This window comes from Mucilaginibacter sp. (assembly GCF_025362475.1).
Lineage (GTDB): Bacteria > Bacteroidota > Bacteroidia > Sphingobacteriales > Sphingobacteriaceae > Mucilaginibacter.
Genome location: NZ_JANYGH010000041.1, coordinates 42,664 through 62,360, shown reverse-complemented (window position 1 = coordinate 62,360; position 19,697 = coordinate 42,664). Strand labels below are relative to the sequence as shown.

Here is a 19,697-nt window from a genome sequence, read left to right as displayed (position 1 = left end):
CTAAAGCAGAAAGCAAAGAAATAATTCAAAATAAAAATTCACTAACTCACTAATTCAATAATTCACTAATTAAAGAATATGGCACACATCAATGTACCCGAAGGTGTTCCGGGCATCCGCTCACTGGTTATGTTCAGGCCCGAAACCGGTAAGCCGCTGTATGAGCTGGCCCAGGTATTGTTACGCGGCGAATCAACCCTGACAGAGGCCGAGCGCGAGCTGATAGCCGCCTATGTATCCTACCGTAATAATTGCACCTTTTGCTATAGTAGCCACGCGGCTGCGGCAAGGTATCTTTACGAGGAAGAGGCCGCCATTGTTGACGAAGTATTAAAAGATATGCAACAGGCTCCGGTAAGTGATAAGCTAAAAGCTTTATTGAATATCGCCGGTAAAGTGCAGATATTGGGCACAGAAGTTAAACAGGCCGATATTGATGCCGCACGTGAACTTGGCGCTACCGATCGTGAACTTCATGATACGGTATTGATAGCCGCATCATTCAGCATGTTTAACCGTTATGTTGATGGACTGGCAAGCCTTACCCCTACCGATCCCGAGGCATATGCCGAAATGGGCGTACGTATGGCGAAGGGCTACGCTTTACCATCACAACCGCAGCAATAAAATTATTCATTGATAGATAAACACATTATGGCACATATTGAATTGAATAACGACCTACCCGGCATTAGGGGATTAATGTTTTACAGACCCGAAACCGAAGCCCCTATGAACGCCCTCGCCGAACTTTTGCTGCGCGATGAAAACAACACGCTAACCCGTGGCGAACGCGAGTTGATAGGAACTTATGTATCCTATTTAAATGATTGCTTTTTTTGCCAAAACGTACACGGTGCTGTAGCCGGCCATTATCTTGGCTGCAGCATGGATGATATAGATGCCATCAAAGCCGACTTTACATCGGCAGATCTATCGCCCAAAATAAAAGCGTTGCTGGCTATCGCAGGCAGTGTGCAAAAAGGAGGCAAACATGTAACTCCAGAGCAGGTAGAGATCGCCAGAAATGAGGGAGCAACAGACAAAGAGATTCATGATACCGTATTGATAGCTGCCTCTTTCTGCATGTTTAACCGCTATGTGGATGGACTGGGAACCTGGGCACCGCAAGACAGATCTTTCTATGTAAACCGTGCACCTCAAAGAGCGGTTGAGGGCTATGTTGGCAGTATTTTAAAATAACGTTTTTTAACCTAAACCATATGAAACACACAAGGCCCTGCGATTGCGGGCCTTGTGTGTTCTAAGCAATATCTAAAAAAATTTATTGTAACAACGCTTAATGGTATCTATCAAAAACTATTCAGCTTTTATTGTCACCGGACCAACCAAACCGGATTTTAACAGTGGTGAGTCTTTGCTGTAAAACCTATTGGTGGCAAATGTAAACCTGCCGCTGGTACGGGGTAAACCTTTTACCAGCCAATCTGGCCAGGTATCATTCTTTATACCATCATCGGGCAGTTTTTCATCTCCAATAAGCCGGTTGGGCCATAAGTTCACCACTTCTATTTCCAGTTTATTATTCGTTTTTAATACGGCATCCGTAATATCAACTTTCCAGGGAGCTGTCCACAACACACCCAGATCCTTCCCGTTCAATTTAATCCGGGCCATATTTTTAATCTCACCCAGATCAAGGTAAAGTCTTTTAGTTTTTTGCGACGCGGTGCTCCCTGGCAGATTAAATACTTTATGGTAAACCGCCGTGCCAGAGTAGTATTTGATACCATCTTCAGGGCGTGATGTCCAGTCTGTCAATTCATCAAACTTAATGTTTTTCGGGCCTCCCCATTTAGGATCAAACGCCACCTGCCATGGGCCGGTTAAAGTTTTTAATACCGTAGTGGCAACAAAATTTTCATGCGCCGTTAATGCCAGCGGATCGTTTTTAGCAAACACGATAAAAAAACTTTCATAAGCCGATAATTTCAATGGTACAGAAGTAAGCTGCCCTTTCACGGTATATTCTGGTAGGTTCTTAATCTCGCCGGTAATAGCATCCCATAATTGCGGAACGCCTGTAATGCTTCTGAATGATGCTAAAGTACTCACCGGTTCAGCTGTCCGATTCGATACAAAATAAATATCTTCATTGCCAGTTGTTCTATGGGTGTATCTTAATTGGCCGTTAGCTTTAAAATCCTGCTCAACGTTCATCGACTGGAGTATTTTAGCTGTCAGTTCATATTCTGGATAAAGGTCATTAATCTGCCTGCTCAGTTCGCCTCCCCATATTACCTTACCTTTCCCATAAGCGTGTTCGGTTTGCGCAGCTGGTTCCGGCAAGCTACCCCAAATCATTTTTGCCATGGTGCTAACCTGTACATCGCATGCAGGGTAACCCGATAATCCCGGTGATTTTAAAGGGGCTGAACCAACCACAGTAGCGCCATCAGCCACTAACGATTTAATTTTTTGCAATAACGCGGGTGTCATGGTTTTAACGGCAGGCAGTACCAGCAGCCTGTAACTTGCACCTCCCGGAAACATGATCATCCCATTCTCCACACGCGCGTTATACAACTGCCCCGGTGAGCAGCCATCAAAATTATACCCTTTCCTATCGGGCAATACAACATCACCATCCATAGCTGATGATGGCGGCCTGAAAACATGCGGCGAACCTTCGGGCGTTAAGTAAAGTACATCGGCCACAGATCTTCCCTGTTGTAAAATATACTGGCAGCGCGAAATATAATCATGATAACTGCCCACCATTGGCCACCAGGTTTGGTTTCTGTCCCAATGAACACCGTATGGCCCCATGGTTGAGCCGGGCCGCAATGAATCGGCCAGGAACTGGTTTTGGAAAGTGTGGTAAACAAACCGGTTAATACCTGTGGCAAAAGCCCAGTCGCCCTGGTTTTTCATCGAGCCGGGGTATTGTTTCCAACCCTCATTATCCTGTGCTGTAAATGCCTCAGCAGGAATCAATGTCTGGCCATTTAAATGCCCTATTGAAGTTGATTCTATACAACTGAACGAAGAGTTAAATCCAAGTCCTTTGCTCCAAAATTCGGCCATAGGTACATCAGCTATCGAGCCCAATTCCAAATCGGCAGTTGGGTTCATATCGTAAGGCTCTATGGATAGCTGCATGCCCATTCTGTGCGCGTATATTTTCACCTGTCCTGCATGGTTTTCCAATACAAGCTCCTGCGCGGTTTGCCGCAAATCCCACAAAAAGCGCTCGCTTATCTCATCGCTCTCCACCATATTGCCCGCATAAACCGGGTAATAAGGCAAGGGGTCGTAACCTCTTCGTTTTGCAAATTCTTCACGAAAACGGGGAGTCCAGTTCTGCGAGCCAATCTCCCAGCTATCCATATGCAACCTTTTTAAGCCGCCTGCGTCGGCCGCATCGGGTTTACCTGTTTTACGCAGCAATTTGCCCACGTAATTATCCAGGTGGGCGTTCAATGGTATGGTATCAAGCTTATCGGCCTCGAAACCCAGGCCGGGTACAGGTGCCGGCCGGGTGATGGCTCCGTTATTGCGCCGGCCTAAGCGCATAATTGTCCAGTTACCTTTTGGTACTTTCCAATTGAGCGTACCATCGGGTTGTAGTTTCCCTGTCAGATCAATTATCTTACTTTTATTAATCACAGCCGCCTTAGGCGGTTCTGCATATTCAACAGCTGATGGCAAAAACTGCTTAACTCCTTGCACCGATGAATATGGAGCCCGGTAATACAAAGCCTTTTCATCTATATCAGTTATTTTGGACGATGGCAAAGATGGCGTTGGATAAGCCAATACCGCCACATCTTCGTAAAAATCATTCCACTGTTTTTTTAGCTCGGGCGTAAAAGCTCCTTCACCAAAGTAAGGCGATTTTGGAGCCGGCACCGGTAAAACTAGAGCCTGTTTTGTACCTCCTGCCACATTGATACTACTGCTAACCAGGTGTTGCATAGACTGCGACACGGGCACCCATGGCCCGCCACTCCCCGTCCATCCGGGGCCAATACCCAATGTTATTTCGATACCCAGCCGCTTGGCCTCGCTTACGGCATGGGCAAACATATCCTGCCATTTCTCAGTTAAAAAATCAACCGGCCCACGGGGGATGCCCACATTAACTTCCAAAAAAATAAGATTACCTATCCCCGCCTTTTTCATGGCTTCCAGATCGGAGGTGATGGATCTGGCCGACATATTGCCATCCATAAAATACCAGTAAACACCAGGTTTAGCTGAATCCGGCGGGTGAACAAAACCGGCTTTTAAGTTGCTGACCTGTGCATAAGGTGCATTTAAACCCATCAAAAAGGCGATAAAACAACTCACCACAATTTTATACATAAAGTTTTTTTTAGGTTGATATACCATGGGGTAACGAAGATAATAAACCGATGATTTAAAGGCATCCCTATCCATCCTGAAAACCGATTTTATTAACATATAATATTTATTTTTAGCGCAGCACTTACCAGGCCCTAAAAATGAAAACCAAAAACAGCTATCCAATCTACCTAAAAGGCATTGCTCCGTTCCTGATGCTGGCACTTGTCCTTATAACACAGCCTGCCTTATCCCAAAGTAAAAAAAAGGCTGCAACGCCCTTAAACACAGTTACCAACTTTGATAAGGATGGTAAACAGGTAACCCGTTTTAGTACCGTTGGCGATGCTATAGACGCGCACGATGGAGAGATAGCCCTGTTCAATGGTGTTTATTACCTGTATGGCACCAGTTATGATTGCGGCTTTGAGTGGGGAAACAAAAGCGCGCCATTTTGCGGTTTTAAAAGCTATTCATCAACAGATATGGTGAACTGGACCGATCGTGGCTTCCTGTTTGATGCGCAAACTCCGGTATGGCAAACCCGTTGTAACGGCAATACTTATGGTTGTTTTCGTCCGCATGTTATTTACAATCAAAAAACCGCATTGTATGTGCTTTGGATAAATGTTTATGATAATATATCCGGCTACAGGGTGTTTACCGCAAAAAGCCCGGTGGGCCCTTTTACAGAAGTTGCCGAGCCTAAACTGGTTGTAAATGCCGATGCCCCGGCGGCTGGTTTAAATAATGGCGACCATGATACTTTTGTTGATGATGACGGCACAGCCTACCTTGCCTATACCGACTGGCGCACAAAGGGCAGCATCATAGTTGAAAAATTAAGTGATGATTACCTGACCGGAACCGGCGAGGTTGCCAAAGGCATTACCAAAGGCGAAACCGAAGCGCCGGGAATGTTTAAGCGCAATGGCATTTACTACATAGTATATTCAGATCCTAATTGCGGCTATTGCTCTGGCACCGGGGCATCATACCGCACAGCGTCATCGCCGTTGGGCCCATGGTCTGATGGGAAAAAGATCAGTGATAACTCTTGCGGCGGTCAGCCATCTTTTGTATCGACTATAAAATTGGGTTCGGGTACGGTTTTCCTCTTCGGCAGCGACCTGTGGAATAATGCCGCCAAAAACGAAGCACTGGCCAATTACTATTGGGCGCCACTAAAATTTAATGCCGATGGTTCTATTATTCCCATGACTTGTGATCAGGCTTTTAAGGTTTCGACACTAAACAACAGAACCGGCAACAACCCTGATGCCGTAAATTATAAGATCACATGCGACATCAGCAAAAGCGTGCAGCGATCACAGTCATTTACACAAACCTCTTCGGGTGCTTTAACATTTAGCCTCACAACATTCAAAACCGGTTATCCCGATGCCGGCTTGCAGCTTACAATTTATAAAGCAAATAGTGCTGGCCAACCAACCGGTGAGCCATTGGGTACACAAACCGTCCCAGCCAGTAAAATTGGCTGGTCAGCAAAAAAAATTGACGTATCGCCCCACATGCCATCCATAAAACCAGGCAAATATTGCGTTGTTATAAGCTCGACTGCAACTACAGGATGTTACGGGCTTGCTTATCGCGACAGCAAAAAACAAAATTTTATAGAAAGTTATAGTAATGATGGTGGTAAAACATTCATCTCAGAACCCCACAGATCGTTAAAATTTGGATGGACCATCTCAAATAACTTTAAATAATCAAAACCCAAAAAGATAATCAACAACAGCTTAATAAATATATAGCCGCAGACCTTCCATGTGGGAAGGCTTTATTTACATTCGTTTGCTTTTCATCAAACTAAAATCCTACCTTGTATCAACCAATTAGTTATGAAAAGAAAAACCTTTATCCGTTTAGGCGGCACACTTATGGCTACACCTTTTTTATCTCCTATGATCAGTTTGGCAGATCAGGCCCCATTGCAAAACTGGGCGGGCAACCTTACTTACAGCACGGCCAACGTGCAATACCCACGCTCGGTTGCGGAGGTACAACAATTGGTTAAAAAACACGGCAAGCTCAAGGCTTTGGGTACGCGGCATTGCTTTAACCGGATAGCCGACAGCAAAGACGACCTGCTATCGACCAAAGAACTAAATAAAGTGATTGCCATTGATAAAAAAGCGATGACCGTTACCGTAGAAGGTGGTATTAAATACGGCGAGCTGGCCCCCTATCTGCACAAAGAAGGTTTTGCGCTTCATAATTTGGCTTCGTTGCCGCATATTTCGGTTGCAGGTTCTATCACCACGGCCACGCATGGCAGCGGTGTTAAAAATGGCAACCTGGCCAGCGCCGTTACCGCTTTGGAAGTAGTTATTGCCGATGGAAGCATTGTGCATTTTTCAAAAGCTGCCGACCCTGAAAAGTTTAACGCGGTAGTGGTTGGGTTAGGTGCCATAGGCATCATAACCAAAGTAACACTGGCTATTGAGCCAACCTATATGATGCGTCAGCGTGTATTTTTAAAGATGCCCATGGCGCAGGTAAAACAGCATTTTGATGCCATAGTATCTGCGGGTTATAGTGTAAGTTTATTTACCGACTGGCAAAGCGACAGCATCAACGAGGTTTGGATAAAAAGCCGCATTGCGGAAAAAGACCATAATGAGCCCGAGTTTTATGGCGCAAAAGCAGCCACCAAAAACCTGCACCCCATATATGACCACCCTGCCGAAAGCTGTACCGACCAGATGGGCGTACCCGGACCGTGGTATGAACGCTTACCTCACTTTAAAATGGGCTTTACCCCCAGCAGCGGTAAAGAACTGCAATCAGAATATTTTGTGCCGATAAAACATGCGGTGGAAGCAATTGAGGCAATTGCCAAATTAGGTAAACAGGTTGGTCCGCATTTGTTTATAACGGAGATCCGCACTATTGCAGCCGATAGTTTGTGGTTGAGCCCTTGCCATAACCAAACCTCAGTTACCATCCACTTTACCTGGAAACCCGAAACAGAAGCTGTTACCAAACTGCTGCCCGTTATTGAGAAAGCACTTGCACCATTCAACGCCCGGCCACATTGGGGCAAGGTATTTACGCTTGATCCTAAAGTGCTGGCTTCCCGCTATGAAAAATTGGCTGCCTTTAAAAAGATAGCTGCGGAATATGACCCGCATGGAAAATTCAGGAACGCGTTTTTGGATCATAATATTTACGGGGTGTAACAGTCAGGAAAATCGCTTTTAAACAGGAGGCGCCTACGGAGCCAAAACAACAAGATATTTTTTCGCTATAAACACGTAACTCCGCTGGAGTTGGAAACGGTTGGAGTATTATTGACCCCGTAGAAGTATCGTGTTTATAGCGCAATAAAACCAAAAAACAGGGCTCCGGTAGGTGCCTCCTGTTTGTTTTTTTCAAGTGATTTCCCTGACGTAACGGTATATTTTTTTGGCAACTATGGTATTTAAATATTTTAATATTTATCTTACCTTTCTGCCTGTAAAGCCTTGTCATGTCCCGTTTGCGCTATTCGCTGCTGTTTATTCTTGTTATTACTTTCTATAGCGTTCATGCTCAGCAGGATATGAACCTACATTTGAGCGATACGTTTCTGCCCGGTAAAAATGTTCTGAAAGTAAAACGCGATTTTCTCGATCCATATTTATGGGTTTTAACCCAAGGCAACGGCGTTTATCGGATCAACAGCATTACCGGCGATGTTGCGGATTACAGCAGTCAATTTACAGGTTACAGCAATTTCAACTTCATTGATATAGCGAGCGATAGCAAAGATGCAGTATTCGTTGCTACCAATAGCAGCAACGTACTTAAATACACTGGCAGCGGTATTGAAGTTATCGGTAACTCAAAGGGATTAACAGGCGATATAAATTCCATCGGCTTTAATTACACACAATCCGTATTTAGCCAGGGATCAGGATCAGGCGATATCGGCAAAGACGAATTGATGATAGCTACAACGGATGGTCTTTATCCTTATTCTAAGAAGAACGGAACGGTGAGGCGTGTCAACATGGTTAAAACCGATATGAGGTTGTTTGAAAGCACCTACCGCTCGCTAATGTTTACTGATGTTATTACCAGCAATACCTATCCCAATAACGCAAAGTATTACGAAGTTGCCAATTTCTATACTTCTTCTTTTGAGTATACAGGTTATATATGGCTCGAGGGGGATAAATTTGGCAAAACGCTTAAGTCTGCCTACTACGGTAATGCCGGTATTTTTGACGCCTACAACCAGCAATTCCCTTATACCGGCAATCAGTTTTGGTCAACAGAAAATGGCTTATTCCAAAACAGGTGGAGCGGTTCAAATACTACAAACAGCCCATATAATCACTACCTCAACGGTGTAAATATTAACAAGATCACTTCTATTTTTGGTTTAATTAATGTAAAAAGCCTAACGCAAGAGAATTATTTACTTGGAACCGACCAGGGTTTGTATTTTTCAAATTCAAACAACAAAACCCACGACAATCTTTTCGATTATTCATTTCAGCATTATGACGGCTTAGGCAATAAGGTGATCAATGATATTTGTGTTAACGCCACTTCTTACGCGTCGCCAATATGCGAGGACGGAGTTTGGGTTGCCGCCCAGGACGGATTGTATCTATTAAAGCCAGATTATGGCGCTTACATCGACCAAACTCAACGATTAAAGGGGATTTATATTGATGGCCAAGACCCCAGTCTAAATGAGTTTCAGGTATGCGGAAATATTATCTTAAGCGCACGGCTCACCTACTCAAATTATGTTGGCGGCCTGGCACAATGGTATAAGGATGGCATAGAGATTCCAAACGAAAGCAAGGACAAGTATACCATTACCAGCGCCGGCGACTATTACGCAATTTTATATGATCCCTGTTCAGCTCTCCACTTTGAATCCAATCACATTAAAGTAACTCAAAATGCCGCCCCGGCATTTACCTTCAACTATCCCGATGTACTAAACTATTGCGCTGGCTCAGCCGCTTCATTAAAAACAGATGATAAACCGGCTTACCAGTACCGATGGTACAAAGATGGCGTCCTAAACGGCAACACAACCGCCACACTTAATAATATAACCGAAACCGGTAAATACAAAGTAGAAGTAAGCGCCTGCGAAGGCAACTGGGTACCCTCAAAAGAAGTACAGGCAAATTTTATTACTGTACCAAAGCCCAATGTATCGGCAGATAAAACGTCATATTGTGATGGCGATCTGGCTACACTATCGGCAGCCGTACCCATAGATGGTTCACAGATCATCAACTGGACAACTTATCAATACAAATGGTATAAGGATGGCGCTCCAATAAGCGGTACCGCTTCATCTATAAAAGTTAACCAAACAGGAAAATATAAAGTGGAAGTTACCGGCTGCTCGGGCCCGGTGTTATCAGATGAAGTACAGGTAATTTTTGATAAACCGGTACAACCGGTACTTGTTGCCGATAAAGCGGCCTATTGCATAGGCGACAACGCGAAGCTGAGTATAAATACCAGCATTGATCCTCTTTACACCATAACCTGGTTCAGGGACGGAAATTTATTACGTACCGAACTGGGCAAAACGAGCATAACAACCAATCTGCCGGGAAACTATACCGTGAATATTACTAACAGTACAACCACCTGCAAAATACTTTCAGCTGCTTATCCTTTAAGTTTTACTCCTCCCCCTACCATTAGTATACAACAAATTGTAAATACTACTTTATGCGATGGCCAAACGGTAGACCTTAAAGCTACCTACTCCAGCGGCAACATCCGGTGGACCACCGGTGCTACAACCGACAAAATAAGCGTTAAAAACTCGGGGACTTATAAAGCAACTATTGCTACCGTTGCTGGTTGCGAGGTAACAGAATCTGTAACGGTACAATTTTTACCAAACCCTTCTTTAAATGTTCCTTCGGCCACGCTTTGTCAGTTTACTAAGGAAAGCATTACACTTACGGCCCCAGATGGCTTTGTTAAATATGAATGGAACGGGCAGGCCGGCAACACTACTTTTTCTACTGATAAACTGGGTCCGGTAAATTTAACCGTTACAGATAATAACGGCTGCAAGGCCACACAAACCATCAACATCAGCAGCCATTGCGATGATATTCACATTCCAAACACATTTTCGCCAAACGGCGATGGCCATAATGATAACTGGGTAATTGCCGGCCTGGAAGGCGATTTATCAACTACCGTTAAGGTTTACAACCGTTTAGGCAGCCTGATATTTCAATCAAAGGGTTATGCCTCTCCATGGAATGGCACCTTTAATGGCAAAAAGTTGCCTGCCGCCGTGTATTACTACGTTATCAGTACGCAGGAAGCCAAACAGGTGCTCAGCGGATGGGTAACAATACTCTATTAATAGCAATACTTGCCGCTCAACCTTTGGCAAATCACAAAGACAGGAACAGGATGAATAATTATCAGATAGTATTTTTCTTAGAGGCTGTCTTTAAATAAAAAACAGGCCGTCATTGCTGTGAGGTACGAAGCAAGGACGGTTGGTTTATGAGAATGCAAACATCGCCCGTTATGACGACATTGCTATTTCCCTCCTGCTCACCATTACCTTTTGCACATCGATACTTCCGTAAACCACTTTCATTGAAGGCTTTCCTGCTTTTAAGCTTACGGTACCAAAACCGGTCTCGGTACTCAAAAAACTGGTAAAGTCGCCAACTTTTGAATCAATATGCAAAGTTTTGGTAACAGCGTCAAATCTTACACCGGTGAGGGCCTGCAGATACCCATAGCTGGATAAAGCACGCGCATACCAATGACCGCACTCATATTCATTAAAAGGATTGCGAACCCTCCCATCGTACCTATCCCGTGATGCACGAAGTACGTTCAGGCCTTCCTCCACATTGTCGGTTAGCATTAAGTGTGATGCTACCTGGTGCTCAATGCCTGTCCATACCTCGTCGCTATAAACAAAGGGCAAGGATAGCTTCCCCCCTTTAGGCCAGGTACACAATAGCAAACCAGCCTCGTTACCCAAAGCAAAGGAAGGGCGCTGCGGGTTAGCGTGTTCGCTCAGGTCTGTTTTAAAATTGTACTTATATACGGATTGCAGGTGGCTGTTTATTTTTTTACTATCAATAACATCGTCAATACCACACATACGGCCTATCCACGCGCCAAGTACCCCATCGCTAAGGCAGCCTTTGCCATATTGATATTTTGGACCTTCCTTTTTTAGCAAGGTTTCGGCTTCTTTGGAATAAGCGCCGCCATATGATTTTTCTTTGGAGGGATCTTTTGCATTTAAACCGGTATAGTTTATTTCCTGGATAAAGAACTCGCCGTTATACAACTCACCCTCTATCATGGCTTTACCCTTTGCCTGCAAATCACGATAGGCCGATATATCCTGTTTTAAAAACTCGCCCATGGCAATAAAACTATGTAGCGCCCCCAGGTAAAAGCTGGTATGCATTCCATCCGCACCCCAAAATTCAATATCGTAAGTATTATGATGTGGCTCTTCAATCACCCCTTTATGGCGCGGATCCCAGGTCTTGATGCAATAATCCATGCTCACTTTCACCATGGGGTAGATTTTTTTAAGCCAGGTATTGTCCCCGCTGATGCGCCAATCCCGGTAAACTTTCATAATACCACCCAACTGGCCGTCGGCAGCCGAATGAAAATCATGCGCTACCGGTTGGATAGGTAAGTTGGTCCTAAAAGTTTGATGACCGTCTTCGGCCTGGTCTTCACAAAACTCGGTAGCCCGCAAGCTCCGCTCCAGTGCCGGGAATAAATGCGGGATGGCCTGGGCATAATTCCAAACATGTGTGCATGAGCCATGGCAACAGCCAGAATCATCACCACAGCCTTCAAAATTCCATAAACGCCCATCAAACTGCCGCATTACCGTTGGCGATTTCAATATGGATAAATTACAGGCAACAGCTTCTATCACCTCGGGCGGCAAAGTACTGGCATAAAATGCTTGGGTGAATAATTGCGATTTTGCTTTTAGGGTATTATAATTTTGCGCCCAGTAGCCGGCCACATCCTCAATACCATTAAAACGGCTGCTATACCAAGGCTTGTAAAATTTACCGTCAAAATCCTTATCATATTTATCAAGGCCAATATCCGCAGGCGAATTACAACAACCACTTGCCGGATCGCAGCCTTCTTTCTTTTTACCGGGCGTACCAAACGTAAGTTGTGTTTGGGGCGAGTACCAGGCCATCATAACCCTTATAGTTTTCTGCTTGCCGGGTGCAAGCTCAAAAGGCACGTAAAGACTGGCACCGGGCGCATCTGCAGGTACGGGCGGATTATCAACTACAAGTCCGTCCCTTATCGCGTTCCAGGCCATGGTAAAGGGATCCCACCAACCACCTCTGAACCAGCAGTGATCAACCACAGTTTCCTTATCATCAGTAAATATGGTAAAATCAGTAGGGAAAGTTGTTTCACCATTTCCTGTTCCCTTCAGGGTAAAACCTTTATTGGCTGGCTGTATACTGTCTTTACCTTTTTGCTCGCCAAAAAAATTCCTCGAATTGAACGAAAACACCGCGCTAACTTTAGCAGTACAGGTATTGGTAAACTTATATTCCAGAGCTCCTACAGGTAAGCTGGAATTATCATCATCGGTTGGGATAAAGGGGCTCCAGCCAGAAAGTTCTATTGATAGCGGTATATCTTTATCCTGCAATTGAATATGGCAGAAAGGAAACTCAGTTTTAAAAACGGCGCTGTGAAAGCGTGGCAAACCGGTAGTAGAACCTGTAAGACCATTACCGGCATCCCTGATACCAAACTTTTCCAGTTAGGTACAGGTCCCTCTAAAAGTTTAGCGCCATGAGTTATTCCTTTTACATGAATAGCGGCAAACATGCCCGGCTCGTTAAAAATATCGGGCTTGTTTCTTACAGACATGTGAGAGATTGCTCCCGTACCCTCTATACAAAACATGCCAGCTCCCATACCGCCAACCGGGAACGCTACCCTGTTAAGATTATCACCGGTGTATGGCGCGTTGTAGGCGCGCTTTAAAGCCTTTTTGGAACCATCTGAGTTTACGCTATCTGCATCAGCCTCTTTTGCGTCTGCCAGGTTTACTACAGCGGCTGGCATCATAGCCATAGCTCCGCCAACGCTAATCTTTTTCAGAAAGCTTCTGCGCCCTTTTTGATCCTTCATGATTTAAATTCCCGGTTTATAAGAATATATAGAATACCAACTTATCACAAATTATTTAAAAATCATAATGTTTTGTTGGCGCTTTACATTAGCTCATGCAATTGTTAATGACGATAGCGGTCGCGCTTGCCTTTTTGTTTTGGATACAGGGTTTGGTAAATTAGCTTGAAAATATCAACATGGCAACTCATTAGATCCCGTATTATGAAAGCAAAAAAATTTATCAGAAGCGGTCCTCACCTCCCGGTAAAAAACCTGATTCAAACACTAGCCTACTATCGCGATGTTCTGGGCTTTTATGATGAATGGAGTTTTGGAGAAAAAGATGGAGGAATAAGAAGAGACGATATGAGGCTTCTTTTTGCCGAAGACGCCGAATTTACCTCCGCGATTAATAATTCCAAACACCGCCTGCCGCTGATGTGGTTTGTTGATAATATCAACGAAGTTTACGCAGAACTGCAAGACCGGAAAATTGAAATAGCCGATACTTTAAAAACTCATCCATACCGCTTAAGGGAATTTGCTTTTATTGATATCAACGGGTATTATATTAGGGTAGCAGAAGGAGTTGAAGCATAGCATATATCTGCTCGCGAAGAAGATATGGACCAAAGTTTTTAATACCATATTAGCGCCCTAATTATACATTACAATAACCTTTTCAACCTCCCCATCAGCATTAAAAAACAAATTTTCGACAGCGTTTTTGCCGCTATCGGTGTTATGATAATATATACTGATGCTGTTTACACCGGTGAGCACCTCCAACAGCTCAAAATGCAGGTTGGGCAGTTTACTCAGGGCGGTTTCCCAATAAAGCCTTACATTATTTTTGCCCGATATGATGCCGCCACAATCGGGATATATTTTCAGGGCATACGGAGTTTGGATGCTAAAATCATCTGTATAATGCATCATCAGGGTATTCAAATCCTGTTTGTTCCAGCCGCTAATCCATTCGGCAGCAAATTGCAATGCAAATTGTTGATCTATCATTATTTATATTCAAAAAGGTTCATCTTCAACAGCTATCGTAAACGAAAATACAGGCTGCAACATTTCTTCGCGTTCGTGCATATAAATTTATCAATTTTTACGTTTAGTGTAACTTTAGCCCTTTAACTTTGTCCTATCAAAAAATCACCCAATAACAAATTGGGGCATCACATGAATAAAACATGCCCATTTTAAGCAGGATTCAGCCTTATACAGATCAACAGCTCCTGGAATTGATGAGGACTGATGACCGCGATGCCTTTACCGAGCTTTACAACCGCTATTGGGATAAAACTTTTGCCGTGGCCATGCACCGCCTGGATGATGAGCACGAGGCCGAAGAAGTAGTACAGGAAGTATTTTTAAGCATATGGCAGCGCCGGGTGAGCCTGGAGCTAACACATACCCTGGCTACTTATTTATCAACAGCTGTAAAGTATAAAGTAATTAATCATTTAGCCAGGCAGTATCGTAACCAATTGCAGATAGATGAATTAACTTTTAGCTCGCCCCAAACACAAGACAGCACTGCCGATTGGCTGCATGAAAAAGAACTCCGTAAACAACTTGACCACAGCATTAGCCAGCTTCCGGAAAAATGCCGCATCGTTTTCCTTTTAAGCCGCGAAGAAAATAAAACCTATGCCGAAATAGCTGCCGAGCTGAACATCTCCCCAAAAACAGTTGAGGCGCACATGTCAAAAGCTTTAAGCACCTTAAGGCAAACGCTCAAAGTATCGCTGCCGGTACTGCTTTTCCTCATCCACGACATAACTTAGAGCGATGAGACATTTTCACCTAACACGGTGAGACATGATAAGCGCCATATTAAGAAATGATTTTGTTAAATTGCCAAAAGTTGTGTTTTATAGTTCAATTGCCATGAATAATTCATCATCTATTGCCATGACCACTATATCAACGGAGAATAATTATCTCACGCTTATTAATATTTTTACCGTAAACCCGGCTGATCAGCAACAACTGATTGATTTGTTGATACAGGCCACCCAAATTGTCAAAGAACAACCCGGGTTCATTTCGTCAAGCCTTCACCGCAGTTTAGACGGTGGAAAGGTAACCATGTATGCACAATGGGAAAGCATTGATCATTATAATCAAATGCGGAGCAATTCCTCAGCTTCACCATTCCTGGAACAGGCGATGAAAATTGCCAGTTTCGAGCCTGATATGTACGAGGTAGTCGCTTCATTTACACCATCATCATAAGCTATTCAACAATTTATATTCATTATTTAAGCTGCTTTTCAATGTAAAATTTGCTGTTTGATTAAAAAGGAAAAAGCGCAAATTTCTCACAGGGTTGTGCCTTTCTATCGCATTTGATACTTTTTATCCTCATCCAAAAATAAATTTCATTTTGCACTAAGGGTATTCCCGTTTGGTGTTGACTATATGTGTAAAGGTCAAAATAATTTACCATGGAAAACAATTCCTACAATCCGAAGGAGCTTGCCCATAAGCTGGAACAAGGCACCATAAGCCCCGAAGAAAAAGCGTGGTTTGAGCAATGGTATGCGGGCTTCAATGATGAGGAAGTATTGTTATCCGGCTCAAAGCATGCAACTGCTGAGCAGATTAAGGATAGTATCTTCAACCGCATCTCGGCAAAAATGGAAGCACCTGCGCAATCAAAAGGCAAAGTAATTTCTTTATGGCGAAACATAGCTGCTGCAGCGGCTATAGTATTGCTGGTTGCTTTTGCCGCATTTTACAAAAATGCCATTTTAAACCTCGTTGACCCAATAAAAGATATACAGTTGAGCAGCAACGCCGGGCAGCACAGGCAAATCAGTTTGCCCGATGGTACCAAAGTTTGGCTCAGCCCGGCAACGCGTATCAGCTACCCGGATAAATTCAGAGATAAGCAACGTTTGGTAAAACTGGAAGGTGAGGCCTTTTTTGAAGTTAAGCATGATGCCAGCCATCCATTCATCATTTTGTCGGGCTCCATCAAAACCGTGGTATTGGGCACCAACTTTAATGTGCGGGCTTATGCTGATGCCAGCACTGCCGAAGTAACCGTGGTAAGTGGCAAAGTGGCGGTAGCTTCATCGGCAGGGAATAAAACCGGGCAAGAGATCATGATTGCCCGGCAAAGGGCTGTTTTCAACAAAACCAACGGCTTGCTGGTTAAAGAGAATTATCCGGATGCCGCTAAATTTCTTGGTCAGCGTAACGGCTACTATGATTTTGAAGGGGCTACCATGCAAACAGTTGCCGATGAATTGGCCAGGCAATATGGAGTACATATTAGTGTAGACCCACGCATAGCCCAGGGCTTATATTATGGCCACTTAAACACCACCCAGCCAATTAGTAATGCGCTTAATATGCTTTGCATCGTAATGGATAATGCCCACTGGAACAGGGTCGACAATAATTATTACCTACAGAAACTGCCATCTAAAAATTAACCTTTTCAAAAAACACCCGGTTAATTAACATTAACCGGGGTAACTAATCTATTCAACCCCAATACACGGCCAAAGCCCTGTATCCTTATTCAAAAACTGCTACAAACAATGAAAAACAATTTCGCAGCATGGTTCTCCATATTGATTAGCCCCCTGATGCAAATATCTGCATGGTTCCGAACGGCACTATGCGCACTGCTCCTATTAGCAACAGTGCATCCACAAGTTCATGCTCAAAGTCCGCTTGATAAAACCATAACCATCAATATTAACAACGAGCCACTTAAACAGGCATTAGATAAAATTACCGCAGCCAGCGGTGTAAGATTTACCTATAATGAAACTGTTGCCAAAAGCGATGTAAAATTGAGCATCAATGCCCAAAACCAACCGTTGGGCAACATTTTAAAAAAGGCGCTTGCACCCTATCCATTTACTTTTACAGTGCTTGACCAGGATATCATGATTAAATATGATGCTGCCAAATTAAAAAAGCAGACCGCCACCCCCACTGGCGGAAAATTCACCATAAGCGGCACCATTAAATCGGCACAATCCGGCGAAACCATTATTGGGGCAAGCATTAAAGCTACAGATGCAAACCAGGGTACATCAAGCAACGAATACGGCTTTTACTCCCTTACCTTACCAGCCGGAGATCATGAACTGGCGGTAAGTGCTATCGGCCAAAAAACCACGCTGGTAACTGTATCATTAACTGCCAGCCAACGCCTCAACATTGCTATGGATAACAACGAGCAGGCGCTACAGGAAGTAACCATCACTGCCAAAGCAGCCGGTACCCGCGACCTGGCCAGTCCGCAAATGGGGGTTGAACATTTAAGCATCCAGGAAACCAAAAACATCCCGGTGTTATTGGGCGAGCGCGATGTGATTAAAACCATACAGCTCCTGCCCGGCATCAAATCTGCCGGCGAAGGCAGCGGTGGCTTTTATGTACGCGGCGGCGCATCTGATCAAAATCTTATCCTTCTTGATGAAGCGCCTGTTTACAATGCATCGCACCTGCTGGGTTTCTTCTCCACCTTTAACTCTGATGCTATCAAGAATATCAGCATTTATAAAGGCGACATGCCGGCTCAGTATGGCGGCAGACTTTCGTCCGTGCTGGATATTAAAATGAACGATGGCAATAACCAAAAATTTGGCGTAAGCGGTGGTGTGGGGTTGATAGCGGCAAGGATTAATGTGGAAGGCCCTATCCAAAAAAATAAATCATCCTTCCTGATCTCGGCCCGAAGAACTTATGCTGATGCTTTCCTGGCTTTTTCTAAGGATTCTATCGCTAAAAAAAGTCAGCTTTATTTTTACGATATCAATGCCAAAGCCAATTATATTTTAGGCGATAAGGATCGTTTATTTCTTTCGGGATACTTTGGTAAAGATGTATTAAAAGCCGGTGATATCGCAGGCATAAACTGGGGCAACACCACCGGAACACTTCGCTGGAACCATATTTTCAACAGCCAGCTGTTCTCCAATACCTCACTCATCTATAGCAATTATGATTACAAGATCAATATCAAAGAGGATGTAAATGAGTTCAACATTTTTTCTCAAATAAAAGATCTTAACCTAAAAGAAGATCTGCAATATTATGCAGGCGATAAAAACACCATTAGTTTTGGGTTCAACGGCGTTTACCATACCATTAAACCCGGCGAAATTTCATCAACCGGTAATTCGGGCATTCAGTCGCAAAACCTGCAAAACAGGTACGCGCTGGAGGATGCCGTTTATGCTACCAATACCTGGAAAGCTACCGACCGCTTCAGTTTAACCTATGGCTTGCGTTTATCGGCCTTTACCATCCTTGGCCAGGGCGATTATTACAGCCTTGATGCGGATGGCAATATTACCGACACAAAACATTATACATCTGGCCAGGTGGTTAAAACTTATGTAAACCCCGAGCCACGCATAGCGGCAGCATATTCTTTAAATGAGTACAGTTCGGTAAAGGCATCATATGCCCGTAATGCGCAGAATTTACACCTGATCTCCAATTCAAATTCCGGTTCGCCAACAGATAAATGGGTAGCCAGCACCAACCTTATTAAGCCGGAAATTGCCGACCAGCTTTCTGTAGGTTATTACCGCGATTTTAAAGATCACCAGTATGAGTTCACCTTTGAAACCTATTATAAAAAGCTGCAAAACCAGGTAGATTATCGTAACGGGGCCAATGTTTTTACCAATCAGCCTATAGAAACACAGCTGCTTTACGGAAAAGGCCGGGCTTATGGCGCCGAGTTTTTGCTGAAAAAGAAAACCGGGCGTTTAACCGGCTGGATCAGCTATACGCTATCAAAAACCGAACGCAAGATAGATGGCATCAACAATAATGAATGGTACAATGCCCGCCAGGACCGCACACATGACATTGCCGTTGTTGCCATGTTTAAAGCCACAGAAAAATGGACCCTATCGGCCAATTTTGTTTATTATACCGGCGATGCGGTGACCTTCCCTAACGGCAAGTACCAGGTGGATGGTGCCACCTACTACTATTATACCAACCGTAATGCCGACCGAATGCCCGCCTACAACAGGCTCGATTTGGGTGCTACACGCCAGTTAAAGAAAAGCTCAAAATTTGAATCGGACCTTACCTTTAGCTTATATAATGCTTTGGGTAACCATAACGCGTACCGTATATTTTTCCGCGATAACAAGAACGACCCAAGTCGTACAGAAGCTGTAAGAACTACCCTATTCACTTTTGTACCATCTATTACCTATAACTTTAAATTTTAA

At 44.0% G+C, this 19,697-nt stretch carries 14 protein-coding genes; 10 read left to right on the top strand and 4 right to left on the bottom strand.

All coding sequences use genetic code 11. The annotated features are described in order from the left end of the window. Positions 1 to 78: 78 nt before the first annotated feature. A complete protein-coding gene (locus Q0R88_RS14180; RefSeq protein ID WP_295717138.1) occupies positions 79 to 627 on the top strand; it encodes a peroxidase-related enzyme in 549 nt (182 codons plus the stop codon). A gap of 27 nt (positions 628 to 654) precedes the next feature. Then, positions 655 to 1,203 (top strand): carboxymuconolactone decarboxylase family protein, encoded by a 549-nt coding sequence (locus Q0R88_RS14175; RefSeq protein ID WP_295717137.1) that lies wholly within the window; start codon positions 655 to 657, stop codon positions 1,201 to 1,203. 117 nt (positions 1,204 to 1,320) lie between these two features. On the opposite strand, the gene Q0R88_RS14170 is transcribed toward Q0R88_RS14175, so the two are convergent. Next, on the bottom strand, positions 1,321 to 4,428 hold the full coding sequence (locus Q0R88_RS14170) for a glycosyl hydrolase (protein WP_295717135.1): 3,108 nt from the start codon (positions 4,426 to 4,428) through the stop codon (positions 1,321 to 1,323). A gap of 41 nt (positions 4,429 to 4,469) precedes the next feature. Here Q0R88_RS14170 and Q0R88_RS14165 point away from each other — a divergent pair, with 41 nt between their 5' ends. The 3 genes from Q0R88_RS14165 to Q0R88_RS14155 all read left to right on the top strand — a co-directional run bounded on the left by Q0R88_RS14165 (position 4,470) and on the right by Q0R88_RS14155 (position 10,678). Then, positions 4,470 to 6,038, top strand: a complete 1,569-nt coding sequence (locus tag Q0R88_RS14165; RefSeq protein WP_295717132.1) for a family 43 glycosylhydrolase — start codon at positions 4,470 to 4,472, stop codon at positions 6,036 to 6,038. Positions 6,039 to 6,170: 132 nt separating this feature from the next. Beyond that, on the top strand, positions 6,171 to 7,511 hold the full coding sequence (locus tag Q0R88_RS14160) for a D-arabinono-1,4-lactone oxidase (RefSeq protein WP_295717130.1): 1,341 nt from the start codon (positions 6,171 to 6,173) through the stop codon (positions 7,509 to 7,511). Between the two features lie 290 nt (positions 7,512 to 7,801). Beyond that, positions 7,802 to 10,678: a gliding motility-associated C-terminal domain-containing protein gene (locus tag Q0R88_RS14155; protein WP_295717128.1), complete on the top strand. Its 2,877-nt coding sequence runs from the start codon at positions 7,802 to 7,804 to the stop codon at positions 10,676 to 10,678. A gap of 168 nt (positions 10,679 to 10,846) precedes the next feature. On the opposite strand, the gene Q0R88_RS14150 is transcribed toward Q0R88_RS14155, so the two are convergent. Together Q0R88_RS14150 and Q0R88_RS14145 are read right to left on the bottom strand one after the other, a co-directional pair. After that, a complete protein-coding gene (locus Q0R88_RS14150) occupies positions 10,847 to 12,994 on the bottom strand; it encodes a GH116 family glycosyl hydrolase (protein WP_295717126.1) in 2,148 nt (715 codons plus the stop codon). Continuing rightward, complete coding sequence (locus Q0R88_RS14145; RefSeq protein ID WP_295717124.1) at positions 12,964 to 13,482, bottom strand: hypothetical protein; 519 nt, start codon at positions 13,480 to 13,482, stop codon at positions 12,964 to 12,966. Before Q0R88_RS14145 ends, Q0R88_RS14150 begins: the two co-directional genes overlap by 31 nt. A 204-nt stretch (positions 13,483 to 13,686) precedes the next feature. Between Q0R88_RS14145 and Q0R88_RS14140 the strand changes: the two genes are divergently transcribed. Then, positions 13,687 to 14,064 carry a VOC family protein gene (locus tag Q0R88_RS14140; protein WP_295717122.1) on the top strand — a complete coding sequence of 126 codons (378 nt, stop codon included), beginning with the start codon at positions 13,687 to 13,689 and terminating at the stop codon, positions 14,062 to 14,064. Positions 14,065 to 14,121: 57 nt separating this feature from the next. On the opposite strand, the gene Q0R88_RS14135 is transcribed toward Q0R88_RS14140, so the two are convergent. Then, positions 14,122 to 14,481 (bottom strand): nuclear transport factor 2 family protein, encoded by a 360-nt coding sequence (locus tag Q0R88_RS14135; protein WP_295717121.1) that lies wholly within the window; start codon positions 14,479 to 14,481, stop codon positions 14,122 to 14,124. 182 nt (positions 14,482 to 14,663) lie between these two features. Here Q0R88_RS14135 and Q0R88_RS14130 point away from each other — a divergent pair, with 182 nt between their 5' ends. The 4 genes from Q0R88_RS14130 (at position 14,664) to Q0R88_RS14115 (ending at position 19,697) form a co-directional block, all read left to right on the top strand. Further along, positions 14,664 to 15,260 (top strand): RNA polymerase sigma-70 factor, encoded by a 597-nt coding sequence (locus Q0R88_RS14130; RefSeq protein ID WP_295717118.1) that lies wholly within the window; start codon positions 14,664 to 14,666, stop codon positions 15,258 to 15,260. A gap of 34 nt (positions 15,261 to 15,294) precedes the next feature. Then, a complete protein-coding gene (locus Q0R88_RS14125; protein WP_295717117.1) occupies positions 15,295 to 15,711 on the top strand; it encodes an antibiotic biosynthesis monooxygenase family protein in 417 nt (138 codons plus the stop codon). A gap of 212 nt (positions 15,712 to 15,923) precedes the next feature. Next, positions 15,924 to 16,919: a FecR family protein gene (locus Q0R88_RS14120; protein ID WP_295717115.1), complete on the top strand. Its 996-nt coding sequence runs from the start codon at positions 15,924 to 15,926 to the stop codon at positions 16,917 to 16,919. 108 nt (positions 16,920 to 17,027) lie between these two features. Then, entirely contained in the window at positions 17,028 to 19,697 is a 2,670-nt protein-coding gene (locus tag Q0R88_RS14115) for a TonB-dependent receptor (protein WP_295717111.1), read from the top strand.

What these genes read in the sequence shown, in the direction of transcription:
- Q0R88_RS14125 (WP_295717117.1), top strand. Translation starts at nt 15,295, where the DNA reads ATGATAAGCGCCATATTAAGAAATGATTTTGTTAAATTGCCAAAAGTT.
- Q0R88_RS14160 (WP_295717130.1), top strand. Translation starts at nt 6,171, where the DNA reads ATGAAAAGAAAAACCTTTATCCGTTTAGGCGGCACACTTATGGCTACA.
- Q0R88_RS14140 (WP_295717122.1), top strand. Translation starts at nt 13,687, where the DNA reads ATGAAAGCAAAAAAATTTATCAGAAGCGGTCCTCACCTCCCGGTAAAA.
- Q0R88_RS14115 (WP_295717111.1), top strand. Translation starts at nt 17,028, where the DNA reads ATGAAAAACAATTTCGCAGCATGGTTCTCCATATTGATTAGCCCCCTG.
- Q0R88_RS14120 (WP_295717115.1), top strand. Translation starts at nt 15,924, where the DNA reads ATGGAAAACAATTCCTACAATCCGAAGGAGCTTGCCCATAAGCTGGAA.
- Q0R88_RS14170 (WP_295717135.1), bottom strand. Translation starts at nt 4,428, where the DNA reads ATGTTAATAAAATCGGTTTTCAGGATGGATAGGGATGCCTTTAAATCA.
- Q0R88_RS14155 (WP_295717128.1), top strand. Translation starts at nt 7,802, where the DNA reads ATGTCCCGTTTGCGCTATTCGCTGCTGTTTATTCTTGTTATTACTTTC.
- Q0R88_RS14145 (WP_295717124.1), bottom strand. Translation starts at nt 13,482, where the DNA reads ATGAAGGATCAAAAAGGGCGCAGAAGCTTTCTGAAAAAGATTAGCGTT.
- Q0R88_RS14165 (WP_295717132.1), top strand. Translation starts at nt 4,470, where the DNA reads ATGAAAACCAAAAACAGCTATCCAATCTACCTAAAAGGCATTGCTCCG.
- Q0R88_RS14130 (WP_295717118.1), top strand. Translation starts at nt 14,664, where the DNA reads ATGCCCATTTTAAGCAGGATTCAGCCTTATACAGATCAACAGCTCCTG.
- Q0R88_RS14135 (WP_295717121.1), bottom strand. Translation starts at nt 14,481, where the DNA reads ATGATAGATCAACAATTTGCATTGCAATTTGCTGCCGAATGGATTAGC.
- Q0R88_RS14180 (WP_295717138.1), top strand. Translation starts at nt 79, where the DNA reads ATGGCACACATCAATGTACCCGAAGGTGTTCCGGGCATCCGCTCACTG.
- Q0R88_RS14175 (WP_295717137.1), top strand. Translation starts at nt 655, where the DNA reads ATGGCACATATTGAATTGAATAACGACCTACCCGGCATTAGGGGATTA.